Genomic DNA, 13,712 nt, shown 5'->3' on the forward strand with positions numbered 1-13,712 from the left:
TCTACACGCTGATGGACGCCGCCGACGACATCGTGCGCCCGCTGCAGGACCGCCCGGTTCGCGTGGACCGCGAAACGCTCGCGCTCGGCTATGCGGGGGTGTATTCGAGCTTCCTGCGCCACTCGGAAGTTGCTGCGAAGAAGTACGACCTGAAGACGGTCGACATTCTCGTCGAACTGGGCAAGCGCCGGATGGTGGGCGGCCAGGAAGACATGATCGTCGACGTGGCGCTCGATCTGAAAGGTAGATTGGCTCAGCCTTGATTCGGCAGGTGAAACCTCGCGCGTCAGTCGGGTGGTGGTCAGCAGGAATTGTGAACCTATTAGAAGACGATTGGAGACTTGAATGCGGAAATGTTCCATTGCCATCATGTTGGCAGTCCTTCCTGTCGAGGGGGCCTTTGCACAAAGCAACGTCACGATGTACGGCCTGATCGACGGCGGCATCTCGTACGTGTCGAACCAGGGCGGTCACTCAGTGACCAGGTTCGATGACGGGATATTCAACCCCAATCTCTTCGGGATCACGGGCGCCGAAGACCTGGGTGGCGGTACGAAAGTGATCTTCAAGCTGGAAAACCAGTTTCAGCTCGGGACGGGTGCAATGCTGCAGCAGGGTCTGTTTGGCCGGAATGCCTGGGTCGGGCTCGACAACGCACAGCTCGGCAAGCTGACTCTCGGTAACGTCTACGATTTCATGTACACGTCGCTGACAGAGGCAGGGAATGCACCGCCCGTGTTCTCCGGTGGACTGTACAACTTCGCCGCTGGCCCGTTCCAGAAGCTCGGTATTCCCCAAAACCCGACGGGCTGGTTCGACTGGAGCAGAACCAGCGGCATTCCCACTTCGAACTCCATCAAATACGAGTCGCCCATATTCGCCGGCTTGTCGGTTGGCGCACTCTACTCGCCGGGTGGGGTTGCAGGTTCGTTCGGATCCAACTCCGCGATGAGCTTTGGCCTCAACTACGCGAATGGACCGTTTGGCGTCGGAGCGGCGTACACACAGAAGAAGTATCCGGGGTCGGCCAGTGGTTCGCCGCAAATCCCGGTCTGGAACTGGGGCGTCGGCGCTCACTACGCTTTCGGCCCGGTCTATACCGCTGCGGATTTCGTGACCGTGCGCAATTCGTTCACGGGTGCCGGGGCCTACGCGGGGCAGGTCGCCGCGAACTGGCAGATCACGCCCGCCTGGTCTTTCGGGGCGAGCTACATGTACATGAAGGGCAACGATGTTCTCGACAACAACCATGCCAGCCAGCTTGGCGCAACGCTGAACTACTCGTTGTCGAAGCGAACGATGGTGTACGCCGAAGGCGTCTACCAGCGTGCGAACTCGGGCGCCCAGGCGGCCATCAACGGCATCATGGACCCGACCGGTTCCTCGAGCAGCGCCTCTCAGGCGATTGCCCGAGTCGGCCTCCGTACCACTTTTTAATTCGGCCGGGCCGTTTGATACGTGCCCGCTTCCCGAATCAGTTTCAAACAGTTGGCGTACGGACCATATTTTCCGTCACAACGATACGCACCGAATAGAGGAAGACAACATGCAGTTCCATCTTAACGGTTTCCGCGCTGGCGACCCGACGATCGAACCAGCCGCCGAAGGCGCCCCTTACAGCCAGTCACCCGAGGCGGTCGACGTGCTGATTGTCGGTAGCGGTCCCGCGGGACTCGTGCTCGCGGCGCAGCTTTCGCAATTCCCGACGATCAGGACGCGCGTGGTCGAGCGCCGCAACGGGCCGTTGCAGATGGGGCAGGCAGACGGCGTAGCGTGTCGGACCGTCGAAATGTTCGAAGCGTTCGGGCTCAGCGATCGCCTGCTGCGCGAGGCCTACTGGGTCAATGAAACGGTGTTCTGGCGGCCGGACGCGCTTGAACGGGGTGCGATCAAGCGTACCGGACGTGTGCAGGATACCGAAACCGGGTTGTCTGAGTTTCCGCACGTCATCGTGAATCAGGCGCGCATTCAGGACTATCTGCTCGATGTGATGCGGTGCTCCTCGCATCGACTCGAACCCGACTATGGGCTCGAAGTTGTCGATCTCGTGCGCGAAGACGAGGGCGACTATCCCGTGCGCGTCACGCTACGCTGCACGGACGAAGCGCGGGAGGGCGAGACAATCGTCATGCGCGCTCGCTACGTGGTGGGCTGCGACGGCGCGCGCAGCCGCGTGCGTGCGGCCATCGGGCAAACGCTGCGCGGCGACGCCGCCAATCATGCGTGGGGCGTGATGGACGCGCTCGCTGTCACCGACTTTCCGGACATCCGGCTCAAAGCCGCCATTCAGTCGGCGAGCGAGGGCAATCTGCTCATCATTCCGCGCGAGGGTGGCTATCTCGTGCGCTTTTATGTCGATCTCGGCGAGGTGACGCCGGAGAATCGCGATAGCATCAAGCAGACCTCGGTCGATCGCATCATCGAAACCGCGCAACGGATTCTGCAGCCCTACACGCTGGAGGTGAAGGAGGTCGCATGGTTCTCGGTGTATGAAGTGGGGCAGCGCTTGACCGACCGCTTCGACGACGCGGTCGCGGCCGACGCAACGTCACGCGAGCCGCGTGTGTTCATCGCCGGCGACGCCTGTCACACGCATAGCGCGAAGGCCGGTCAGGGCATGAATGTGTCGATGCAGGACGGCTTCAATCTTGGCTGGAAGCTCGGCGCGGTACTGGAAGGGCGCAGCGACGCGGATCTGCTGCGCACCTATTCCGCCGAGCGCCAGCCCATCGCGCAGGAGCTGATCGATTTCGACAAGGAGTGGTCGACGATGATGGCCGCGCCGCCGAAGGACCCGAACCGGCCGGAAGCGGGAGGCGTCGATCCCGCCGAATTGCAGGCGTATTTCGTGCGCGCGGGCCGATATACGGCGGGCGTCGCGACGCGCTACCGCGCCGGCACGCTCACGGGCGAGGCCACGCATCAAGCGCTCGCCAGCGGCTTCGTGATCGGCACGCGCTTTCACTCGGCACCCGTGATTCGCCTAGCGGACGCGAAGCCTGTCCATCTCGGCCATGCCGCGCGCGCCGACGGCCGCTGGCGACTCTACGCGTTCGCGGACGCACAGGGGAAAGCGCTTGATGCGCTGTGCGAGCATCTGTTCTCGGCGCCCGATTCGGTGCTCCGGCTCGTGACCCCCGAGGGCGCCGATATCGACAGCGTGCTCGATCTGCGCGCCGTATTGCAGCAGCCACATCGCGAAGTGCGCATGGAGTCGCTGCCCGATCTCCTGCGGCCGAAAAAGGGGCGCTACGGTCTCGTCGATTACGAGAAAGCATTTACGAGCGACACGTCGGCCGATATTTTCGACGCGCGCGGCATTGACCGCGGGCGTGGCGCGCTCGTGATCGTCCGTCCGGACCAATACGTCGCACAGGTTCTGCCGCTGGACGCTTACGCGGAACTGCATGCCTTTTTCAGGCCGATACTCCGCATGCAGTGAACCTTCATGACATCGCAAATCGGCCGAGATCGCCATGAGCGTTGCTGTGACGCGCCGCCGTGCGCTCACAACAGCGGTAACGTGAGCCGAATGTGCTCGGCGAACGCCGCCGTGAGGAGCGATGGCCGCTTGCGCCCGAACTTGATCGTGATGCCCACGGCCGGCAAGGGCGGCAGCGCGGGATCGCCATTGAGAATCGCCAGGTCCGCCGGTACGGCCGTTTGCGTCATGACGGCGAAGGCCTGGCCCGAACGCACCAGCGCGGTGAGACCGGCGAGGCTGCTGCTCGCATACGCGACGCGGTAGGCTCTGCCCATGCGCTCCAATGCTTCGCAGGCCGCAATGTGGTCGAGCGTGTCCGGATCGGAGAGCGCGAGCGGCAACGGATCGAAGTGCGCGGACTCGAGTCCGGGCGAGCCGATCCAGACCAGTTGCTCGCGGCGAATGATCTCGTCGTGCGGGCCGCTTGCGTTTGCAGACCCAGCGGCGGACAAAGGCAGCGACACCATGGCGAGATCGACCGCACGCTTGTCGAGTCGTTCGAGAAGGCGCGGTGTCGGCACGCACACGACTTCCACGAGCGCATTCGGATGCTGGCCCGAAAACCGGCGCAGCAACGAGGGCAGGAACACGGCGGCATAGTCGTCCGGGCAACCGAAGCGCAGGGTGCCCGACAAGCCCGTGCCGCACAGGTCGGCCATGGCCTCGTCATGCAGGCGCAGGATGCGCTGGGCGTGCACGAGCAGGCGCTCGCCGGGGCTCGTCAGCGCGACGCCGCGGCCGGTGCGCTGAAACAGCGGCTGATCGACGATCTCCTCGAGCCGCTTGATCTGCTGGCTCAGCGCCGACTGGGTGCGGCCCACGCGTTCGGCCGCGCGGCTTAGCGAGCGCACCTCGGCAATGACCGCGAACGAACGCAGCAGATCGATTTCCAGCGGACGGCTCACGATATTAGCCTCTCTTCTAGCTCGCATAAGAACTATTCGATTCTATAAAACCAGAGTGGCGACTAGACTGCAAGGAAAACCCGCAAAACCCGCAACCCGACGAGGAGAAGCCCGTGTCCAGGAACGACGACGAACAGTTTTGGCGCAACGCGAGGCAGCACCTGATCCGCTATGGCGGCACGTTCGAGCCGATGATCATCGAACGCGCCCAGGGCAGCTTCGTCTACGACGCCGACGACCGCCCGATCCTCGACTTCACTTCGGGGCAGATGAGCGCTGTGCTCGGTCACAGCCACCCCGAGATCGTTGCGGTCATCAACGAATACGCGGGCAAACTGGACCACTTGTTCAGCGGCATGCTCTCGCGGCCCGTGGTCGAACTGGCTACGCGTCTCGCCGACGTCACGCCCGCAGGGCTCGACCGGGCGCTGCTGCTGAGCACGGGCGCGGAGTCGAACGAGGCCGCCATCCGCATGGCGAAGCTCGTCACGGGCAAATTCGAAATCGTGGGCTTTGCGCAGTCGTGGCACGGCATGACGGGCGGCGCGGCGTCGGCCACCTATAGCGCAGGGCGCAAGGGCGTGGGTCCCGCCGCGGTGGGCTCGTATGCGATTCCCGCGCCGTTCACCTACCGGCCGCGCTTCGAGCGCAACGGCCAATACGATTACCTCGCGGAACTCGACTACGCGTTCGATCTTATCGACCGCCAGTCGAGCGGCAATCTCGCCGCCTTCATCGCAGAGCCGATCCTCAGTTCGGGCGGCATCATCGAACTGCCGCCCGGCTATATGGCGGCGCTCAAGCGCAAATGCGAAGAGCGCGGCATGCTGCTGATTCTGGACGAGGCGCAAACGGGCGTTGGGCGCACCGGGATGATGTTCGCGTGCGAGCACGACGGCGTGACGCCCGACATTCTCACGCTGTCGAAAACGCTGGGCGCCGGCCTGCCGCTCGCGGCCGTGGTCACGTCCGCACAGATCGAGGAAGCCGCGCACGAACGGGGCTTCCTGTTCTACACGACGCATGTGTCCGATCCGCTTCCCGCTGCAGTCGGCCTGCGGGTGCTGGACGTGGTGGCGCGCGACGGACTCGTTGCGCGCGCAAACATCATGGGCGAGCGCTTGCGGCGCGGGCTGCTGGACCTGATGGAGCGCTTCGAATGCATCGGCGACATTCGCGGGCGCGGGCTGCTGCTCGGCCTCGAGATCGTCAAGGACCGCCGCACGAAGGAGCCCGCCGATGGCCTTGGCGCGAAGATCACGCGCGAGTGCATGAAGCTCGGGCTCAGCATGAACATCGTGCAGTTGCCGGGCATGGGCGGCGTGTTCCGCATTGCACCGCCGCTGACCGTGAGCGAGCAGGAGATCGATCTCGGCGTGGAGTTGCTGGGGCAGGCGATCGAGCGTTCGCTCTGACGACCCGGGTCGTCGCGGCTAGACCTTGCCGCGCGACCCGGCCGCGCTGACCTGAGGCTTCGCGAGCGCACGCGCGGCGAGGGGCGTGGACATGACTATGGACGTGCGCGTCTCGCCGTAGAGGTTGATGCGCTGGATCAGACGTTCCAGATCGGCCACGCTCGTCGCAACGAGGCGAATGACATAGGAGTCCGCGCCAGTCACGTGATGGCATTCGAGCACTTCGGCAATCGTGCCCAGCAGCTTGAGAAACTTCGTTTTCGCGGATTGGGGCACGGTAATGCCGATCAGGGCCGAGATCGGATAGCCGGCGGCGGCCGGATTCACGCGCGCCGTGTAGCCTTCGATCACGCCGGCCTCTTCGAGACGTCTCACGCGCTCCGTGACTGCCGGCACGGAGAGATGCACCTGGCGCGCAACCTCGGTGTAGGTCATGCGGCCGTTTTCCTGCAGCAGCGCCAGTACTTTCCAGTCCAGATCGTCCATGATGGCGAAATGTTTAAGGTGAAAGGCCAATTTTCCCTTAAATCCCGACTTCTGCGGATACTCTGCGCCGTCTACGATAGCTCCCTGTAGAACACGCATTGCGGGAGAGGGGACATGTTGTTCGTCAAAGCCGTGGCGATGGGTTTTTGCATCGCCGCACCCGTCGGCGCCATCGGCATGCTGTGCATCCAGCGCAGCTTGAGCCGCGGTTTTTACTCCGGCTTCGCAACGGGCATCGGCGCTGCGTGCGCCGATGCGTTTTATGGATTGCTCGGCGCGCTCGGCGTGGCCGGCATCGTAACGGCGCTGCCGATGCTGACGGTGGTGTTGAAGGCGGCGGGCGGGGCATTTCTGGTGTGGATGGCGTGGACCATCGCGCGCGAGTCGCCCACCGCACCGGCTGCGGTACAGGAGACGCAGCGCAGGCCCGTCACGCGGGATTTCCTCACGACCTTTGCCCTGACGCTCTCGAACCCCCTGACCATCTTTTCATTCATCGCCGCGTTTGCCGCGCTCGGGCCCTTGCCGGCCATGCCAGGCGAGCAGGGCGCGCCGGGAGGGTTTTCAGTGGCGCTGATGGTGACTATGGTGACGGGCGTGTTCGCGGGTTCGGCCGTGTGGTGGCTGTTCCTGAGCGGCGTGACATCTGCGTTGCGTACGAAGCTGCCGCTCGCGTTCACGCGAGGCATCTCCCTTTTTTCCGCCGTGGCGATTGCCGCGTTGGGCGTCGTTCAGATGGTGACCGGTCTCGCGCGGCTCGCTTAAGACGTCGTTTCGAAACGTTCGAGGGCTTGCGCCACTTCCTCGACGTAGGCGTCCGTCATCGCGCAATCCGCGAGCGCCCGCCTGAGCTGAAACACATATTCCGCGTTGCTGCCGAGCGGCCCATGTGCTTGGGCAATCGCTCGCGCGACGGTCGCGGGGCTCGAATCAGCTTCGTATTGTCGCGGGCAGGTGTTCGCCACGAAGGCGAGGGCGTGCCGCGTCTCGCCCGTCGTGAGCGTCACCGCGGTCCAGGCGGGCGTGTAGGCGCCCGTCAGCATCTCGCGGGTCCAGAGAATGTGCAGCTCTTCGTCGAGCGTGGCGGCATCGAGCCGCAGCACCACGCCTTGCGTATGGCCGCCGCGCTCCAGCGCGAGCATGCGGCCGGGGCACTGCGGCGTGCCGCGCCCGCCGAACAGACGTATGCAAAAGCTCCGGCGCCAGCCGTGCAGCGTGGCGCTCGCGCGCCGGTCGAAGTGCGAGAGCGGATTCCACATGAGCGAACCGTAGCCGAACACCCAGACCTCCTCGCCGGCAGGGCGCTTCGCCATCGTATCGGCGAGCGACTGGGCGATCTGGGCTTGCGTCCAGAGAATTTCCGGCGGGAGATGGCTGAAACTCTCGAGAAACGCACCGGAGCGAATGGCGTCCCTGTTTAGCATGGCGTTGACGGGTCGGTGGAGGCTACGTCACGAAGTATGCGGTCGGCGCGTGCGTGGATAAAGTGGCTGGAACGCGATGCTGCGTTCAACTGGGGGCGACAATCGGGGTGGGTTTTGTCTTTGTCCCGCAGGGATGCGAGCGCCATCAATCACTCGGCGGTGCACAGCCAAGTTCGCGCTGGTGACGAATCGAGAGGACCACGGCGCGCGTCTCGGAGTGGGCATACAGGATCACGTGCGGTCGCAGCACATATTCGCGGAAACCGGGGACGCCAGCCTCGATTGCCAGCCGGCGCGGCCGCTTCAGCACAGCAGTCAATGACCCAGACCGCTCGCCGCGATCTGATGCTCGACGAACTGCGCGAACAGCGCATGCGTGTGCGTGGTCGGGTGGAGGTCGTCGGCGAACATATAGGTCTGGTCGGCATTGGCCGAGACGTAGGTGGCGGGCGAGCAGAGCAGCGAGGTGTTGTCCGGCGTTCTCGAAGGGTCGCACGCCTGGGCCGTGTTGGACACGGTAAATCCGCTCGCCTGGAAGTTCGCGACGAGCTGCGTGATCCAGGTATAGGAATCGACTTCGATGACCTTGCCTTGCAGGCCATCCGTCTGCAACGCGCCGTTCAATGTCGAGTTGAAGAGCTGCGAGAGCTGGGTCAGGTTCGCGCCGCCGTCGGCCGAGGTGATGCCCTTGGGCGAGAGACCGACGTTCGGCACGTTGATCACCACGACATGTGTGGCGCCGGCCTGCACGATCTGCCCGACGATTTGTGCGAGCGTCGTGGCGGCAGTCTGCACGACCGTGTTGGCCGTCGGCGGGTTGCCGGCGCGCAAGACGTCGTTCGCGCCTGCCCAGACCAGCACGAGCTGGCCCGAGTTGAAGGTGCCGTGAGCGGAGAGATAGCTCGACACCTGCTGATTGAGCGGCATCTCGATGTTGCCGATCACGTTCGAGAGGAAGTCGTACTGGTTGGCCGGCGTGGCGACCGTCGAGCCGCCCTCTGCGTAGCCGAAGCCGCCTTGCGCACTCAGCTTGTGATCGAGGCCGACCGTGTACGCGGCGTTCAGGGTGTCCCCATAATATTGCGCGACGTCCTGGGACCAGACCTGACCGGGGTTGGTCGTGAAGCGCCCGCCGCCCACGGCGCCCGCAAGCGGCGCGTAGGTCCCGACGTCAGAAAGGCTATCGCCGAACGAGACGACCTGCAGCTTGACGCCGCCCGCCGGCGTGCTCGTGGTGGTGCTCGAGCCGCCGCCGCCTCCTCCGCCGCCGCAAGCCGCGAGCAGGAAAATCAGTCCGGCGGAAATTGCCACCCGGATCCGGATATCGATCGTTGCCATTGTGCCCCCCTTACCGCTTGACGCGATTGCACCCGCGACCGGATAGGGCGGGCCCAAGAGGGGGTAGCAAAAAGAATGCGCGTAGCCTACAAATAGCTGACTGGAAGGCCGGACGTGGCGTGAAGCGTTAAAGAGCCAGCGTTTCGAGCCGGTTGCCGCCCAGCGCTTTCGCGCTGTAGAGCGCGGCGTCGGCGGCGGCCAGCAGGTCGGAGAGCGTGGACGCTTCGTGACCGTGCTGCGCGAGGCCGATGCTCACCGTGGCGCGTATGGCGACGCCATCGACCTTGTTCAAGGGAGTTTGAGCGAAACGACTCGCGATCGCTTCGCCCACCGCTTTGGCGCGCACGCGGTCATGGCCCGGCAACAGGGCGGCGAACTCTTCGCCGCCTATGCGCGCGAGGGTCGCCTCGGGTCCCATGGCGCTGCGGGCAATGTCCGCGAACGTCTTGAGGACTTCGTCGCCGGCCTTGTGGCCGTAGCGATCGTTGATGGTCTTGAAGTGGTCGAGATCGAAGGCGAGCAGCGAAACCGGCTGGCGTGCCGCGGGCGGCTGACGCGTCCCGACCTCGCTCATCACGCGCTCGCCTTCTTCGAAGAACCAGCGGCGGTTGCCAAGGCGGGTCAGGTAGTCCGTCCGGGACTCGCGCAACAGCTGCCCATGCGTTTCCTCGCGTACCAGCTTGATCAGGGCCATGGGCAGAATGATCGAATACAGCACGCCTTCGTACATCGTGATCTTGCTGACGAGCGCGACGAAGCCGTCCCCATAGCGGCTGCCCAGCAACGGCAGAACAAAGCTCCTGAACACGTAGAAGAGCGCGTGGACTCCCGTGACGAACGTCGCGACGTGGCGCGATTGCCCGCCTTTCATGCCGTCGCCGCGCAGCAGCTCGCGCGAGGTCATGGCGCTCACCAGCGCAATGGGAAACGCGCTCGCGTAGTACCACATGGCCTGCGGATGCCGTGCGCCCCATGTGGCCCATGTCAGCGCGATCAACGCGAGCAGGGCGAACGAGGCCGCCCGGTAGTGCCGCCCGTTCAGCGTCGCGACGCCATGCAGGACCAGCAGATAGCCGGCCATCATGACGAGGTTGCTCAGGGCGGCGCCCCATACGCCGGGCAGATCGGCGCGCACGAGCACCGCGGCGCAGCCGGCCGCGAGGGTGGCGTAGCCCCCGGCCAGTATCCGCAATGCCTTGCTGCGCGCGGGATGCGTACGATGCTCCCAGAGCGTCATCAGGGAGCTGGCTAGCAGGGTCCCGATCAGGAGGAAGTAGATGGTAAGTAGATCGACGTGCATCGCTGGCGTGAGGCTTCTACGCCGGTACCTCGCGGCGAACGCGCATTTTACGCCGAAACTTGATACCGCGATGGTCGTTCGCTGATTGTCCGGCGCGTACGCCTCCCAGCGTGCCTCAGCGGCTTCACGCGTCGCGCCACGCCTGGATGCGTTTTGTATCGAGCCCGAACTGGTCGTGCGCACGGCTCACTTGCGCAGGAGTGCGATGGAGTTTTTTTGTTGTGCTCTGAGTGTTTTGGCCTTTTCTTGTTTTCGCGTCGGTATGCCTGGGCAACGCTAGCATACCGACGCGAAAACAAGGAAAGACAAAACAGAAAAAGGCGAAAAAACCAAAAAAGCTAAGGATAATCCTGCATGGCAAGCCAATGCCGAATCATCCTGGCCTGATCGGCATCAAGCGACTTGAGCACCTGCTCAGCGGGCTCGCGCCGCAGCGCTTCAACCACAGGCGCAAGCGCAGCATCACAAAGATGCCAGATCCCAAGCGGCTGGTCCGGGCTAGCAACCACATCCACTTCGGCAATCATGCCGCCATCGATCACGGGCGCACGCCCCACATTCAACTCGTTGAAATCGGCACTCACATGAGCGGGCCGGTCGTCGGGCCACGCACCACGCGTTTGCCAGAATGACTGCGTCGTCCACCGCTGTTCGAGCGCATAGACATCGCGCCCGGTGCGCGCGAAGCGCATGAACAACTGCTCGATGCGCTGCTGATGAAAGCGCAGCGCGAGCGGCGCACGCTCGGGCCGCGCGAGCAGCGTATGGATCACCGCCGGTGCCTGCAACGCGGAGGTGAGCGACTGGAACACGCCATTGCCCGCGAGCGGATCGACGGCCATGGCGGCGTCGCCCACGCGCAGCCAGTTGTGCCCGCCCGTACGGCCGCATAGCGTGGCAGTGCTGCTGCGCGCGTAGAGGCGCGCGTCGGTCGCGGCGTCGCCCGCGAAGAAGTCGCTGGCAAGCGGCGAACGCCGCATGCGCTCGCAAAACGCGAGCAGTTCATCGCGCTGCGGCAGTTCGGGGTTTGTGACGTCCAGCGTCAATTGCCAGTAGCAGCGCCCGTCACCCAGGCGCGCCATCCATGCCCATCCGCCAGGCAGGCTTTCTACCGCCGTGGCTGCTGCGCCGGCACGGCCCTTCCAGACGTTCAGCAGGCTCACGGTTTGCGGGCCGCGCGTGGCGTCGCGCAAGAGCGGCGCGAGCCGCCCGCGCGCTTCGACCAGAAAGTCCGCGCGTAACGTGAGCGGTCCGTCGGCGGTTTCGATCATGAGATCGTGGCCCGCGGACGAGGAATGCAGCGAGCGCACGTTCGCTTCGATCATGTCCACGCCCGCGCTGCACAGGTCCTCGCGCAGGGCCGCATCGAACACGCGCCGGTCCACGAGAAATTCTGCGTCGAGCGTTTGCAGCGCGCCGTTCCAGAGCGTGGTGCGCACGCACGGTCCTTCGCCGCAACTGGCTGCGCGATGCAGGCCCGCGCGGCGCAGCGCTTCGATCGCGCGTGCCGATAAGGCTTCGGCAGCGTCGAAGCGGCGCCAGTCGCTCACCACCTGCACGCGATAATCGAGCCCCGCGAGCGCGCGCGCAACGGCTGCGCCCGCTGGCCCCGCGCCAAGCACGACGATGCTGGCGGCATTCATGACGCGCGCACTCGCGAAGGCGCACACGCGTGCACGCTCGCGAACATGATGTGCGTGACGGCATGAAGCAGAGGGAAGTAACCGTGCATGCTGTCCCCCGTGGAATCATGGCGCATCGCCTTGCGACCCCTGCGCTGCGCTCGAAACGAGTGAGACCTAATCTGGCATAGATGCCGCGATAAAGCTATCCGGTCAAAGGAGGATTTCAGTAGCGGAAATCGCGCGTTCCGATGCGCAATGCGTATGAACGATCGTGCGCTGTAATTGCTTTGCGAATTGGCGATGCATGCCGGGTAGCGGCACGCACCGATCGTCTGTATTCCTCACAAGGATGCTTCGCCGCATCTGGACAAAGCGGGGACAGGGTGTGATGCGGCTAGCGAGGCGATGCTGCAGACGCATTTTCAGGAATGCCGTTCTGCCATTCGCTCCAGTGCGAGACGATGGTCTGCACGAGCGGGCGACCCGCGCGATAGAGGTTCTCCAATGCGGGCGCGAAGCCACCCTGGCCCGCATAATTCAGCAGATTCGCCGCGTTCGATTCGCCCGCATACGGACGATCGAAGTCCGAGCCCGCGCGCAGCACGGCCACGCGATCGAGGTCCACGCGCTGCGCACGCGCCGCGCGGCTGAGTGCTTCGAACGTGGCGTTGTCCTCCTGCTGCGTCATGCAGTACACGCCTTGCCCGCCGGTCAGTTGGCGCGTGAACTCGCTCGCCCTCGCGCCGAGCGCCTTGCCCGACCACCAGGTATCGTCGGCGACCGAATCGCAGCGGATCACCGTGGGCGGCCGGTTGGCGGGAGCGTAAGCATATTTCGCGCGCGCGGCCTGGGCCTGCGGGCTATCGGCGAGCTTCACGTCGCGCGAGATCGCCCAGGCGGCAGAGGTGAGCCTCGGATTCAGGCGGAACACTTCGGTGTGGTAGTCGAGCGCGGGCTTGTCGCTGGGGTTTTTCGTATTGATGCCGAGATAGCCGGTGCGCCAGCCGCGCGGGCGGCCATCGCTGTCGATCTCCCACTGCAGGCCGAAATCGACGAGCCAGTCCGACCAGGCCGCCGAGCCAATCGTGCCATGCCCGGGGTTCACACCCGCGATGCCTGCGATCAGAAAGTAGGTCTTGCGCAGGTCGAATTGCGGCGCGAAGGCGAGAGCCATGGTCGAGGCGGCGGCGTTCGCGTGGCCCATGCCGGTCGTCATCACGCAGACGTCGTCGGCATTGCATTGCACTTTGGGGTAGTCGGGCGCGAGGCCCGCAATTGTCACGGACTCCCAGGGACCGAGGCGCTCGAGCCACGTCTTCGCTTCAGGCGCGAACATCGTCACGATCATGACTTTCACCGGACGTCCTTGTGCGGCGGCGCCCGCTTGCGCGAAGGCCGCGGGTTGCGCAGAAAGCGTTCCGGCGTCCTGTTGCGCTGAATGGGGCTGCGTCGCGCAGGCAGCGAGCGCCAGCGCGGCGCAGAGGAACGTGAGGCGGGTTCGCATTGTGCAACTCCATGTCCTTGTACGCGGAACAGGCGGCATGATTGATCGGGCGAATGTTCAGAAAAATACGTTCGACTATGACAGTTTTGCGAAGGCACGGCGCTGTTGCCGTCGCGTGCCACGCCAGGCGCATTTTCGCGCCAAGTTCCTATACTTCGACTAATGCGCCCAACGAGGCAGCCTCGCCAACACGAAGCGACAAGGCCGCGCGGCCCCCCGGCCCGCATGCGG

Annotated in this window: 11 protein-coding genes and 1 pseudogene; 5 read left to right on the plus strand and 7 right to left on the minus strand. The window is 64.6% G+C overall.

What is annotated here, in order from left to right; all coding sequences use genetic code 11:
* The 3 genes and pseudogenes from AB4Y44_RS17205 to AB4Y44_RS17215 form a co-directional block, all read left to right on the plus strand.
* Nucleotides 1-263, plus strand: a pseudogene (locus AB4Y44_RS17205) (4-hydroxy-2-oxovalerate aldolase); the annotation flags it as partial.
* Nucleotides 264-345: 82 nt separating this feature from the next.
* The gene (locus AB4Y44_RS17210) at nt 346-1,437 is read left to right on the plus strand and encodes a porin (protein WP_368700325.1); all 1,092 of its coding nucleotides are present in this window, start codon (nt 346-348) and stop codon (nt 1,435-1,437) included.
* Between the two features lie 109 nt (nt 1,438-1,546).
* Nucleotides 1,547-3,442, plus strand: a complete 1,896-nt coding sequence (locus AB4Y44_RS17215; protein WP_368700326.1) for an FAD-binding monooxygenase — start codon at nt 1,547-1,549, stop codon at nt 3,440-3,442.
* A 65-nt stretch (nt 3,443-3,507) separates the two neighbouring features.
* On the opposite strand, the gene AB4Y44_RS17220 is transcribed toward AB4Y44_RS17215, so the two are convergent.
* Nucleotides 3,508-4,416 (minus strand): LysR family transcriptional regulator, encoded by a 909-nt coding sequence (locus tag AB4Y44_RS17220; RefSeq protein WP_342922701.1) that lies wholly within the window; start codon nt 4,414-4,416, stop codon nt 3,508-3,510.
* Between the two features lie 86 nt (nt 4,417-4,502).
* Here AB4Y44_RS17220 and AB4Y44_RS17225 point away from each other — a divergent pair, with 86 nt between their 5' ends.
* Complete coding sequence (locus tag AB4Y44_RS17225) at nt 4,503-5,804, plus strand: aspartate aminotransferase family protein (RefSeq protein ID WP_342922702.1); 1,302 nt, start codon at nt 4,503-4,505, stop codon at nt 5,802-5,804.
* Nucleotides 5,805-5,822: 18 nt separating this feature from the next.
* On the opposite strand, the gene AB4Y44_RS17230 is transcribed toward AB4Y44_RS17225, so the two are convergent.
* Nucleotides 5,823-6,290, minus strand: coding sequence for an Lrp/AsnC family transcriptional regulator (locus tag AB4Y44_RS17230; protein WP_342922703.1), 468 nt, complete (start codon nt 6,288-6,290; stop codon nt 5,823-5,825).
* 114 nt (nt 6,291-6,404) lie between these two features.
* Between AB4Y44_RS17230 and AB4Y44_RS17235 the strand changes: the two genes are divergently transcribed.
* Nucleotides 6,405-7,055, plus strand: a complete 651-nt coding sequence (locus AB4Y44_RS17235) for a LysE family transporter (RefSeq protein WP_342922704.1) — start codon at nt 6,405-6,407, stop codon at nt 7,053-7,055.
* On the opposite strand, the gene AB4Y44_RS17240 is transcribed toward AB4Y44_RS17235, so the two are convergent.
* From AB4Y44_RS17240 to AB4Y44_RS17260, 5 genes are all read right to left on the minus strand, one after another.
* Nucleotides 7,052-7,714: a gamma-glutamylcyclotransferase gene (locus AB4Y44_RS17240; protein WP_133187502.1), complete on the minus strand. Its 663-nt coding sequence runs from the start codon at nt 7,712-7,714 to the stop codon at nt 7,052-7,054. The genes AB4Y44_RS17235 and AB4Y44_RS17240 overlap by 4 nt on opposite strands.
* A gap of 315 nt (nt 7,715-8,029) precedes the next feature.
* Nucleotides 8,030-9,052, minus strand: coding sequence for an SGNH/GDSL hydrolase family protein (locus tag AB4Y44_RS17245; protein ID WP_368700327.1), 1,023 nt, complete (start codon nt 9,050-9,052; stop codon nt 8,030-8,032).
* Between the two features lie 127 nt (nt 9,053-9,179).
* On the minus strand, nt 9,180-10,352 hold the full coding sequence (locus AB4Y44_RS17250) for a diguanylate cyclase (protein WP_368700328.1): 1,173 nt from the start codon (nt 10,350-10,352) through the stop codon (nt 9,180-9,182).
* Nucleotides 10,353-10,690: 338 nt separating this feature from the next.
* Nucleotides 10,691-11,995 carry an NAD(P)/FAD-dependent oxidoreductase gene (locus tag AB4Y44_RS17255; RefSeq protein WP_368700329.1) on the minus strand — a complete coding sequence of 435 codons (1,305 nt, stop codon included), beginning with the start codon at nt 11,993-11,995 and terminating at the stop codon, nt 10,691-10,693.
* Nucleotides 11,996-12,371: 376 nt separating this feature from the next.
* Nucleotides 12,372-13,481 (minus strand): purine nucleoside permease, encoded by a 1,110-nt coding sequence (locus tag AB4Y44_RS17260; protein ID WP_368700330.1) that lies wholly within the window; start codon nt 13,479-13,481, stop codon nt 12,372-12,374.
* Nucleotides 13,482-13,712 lie beyond the last annotated feature (231 nt).

Origin of the sequence: Paraburkholderia sp. BR10937 (assembly GCF_040965695.1) — a bacterium.
Taxonomy (GTDB): Bacteria; Pseudomonadota; Gammaproteobacteria; order Burkholderiales; family Burkholderiaceae; genus Paraburkholderia.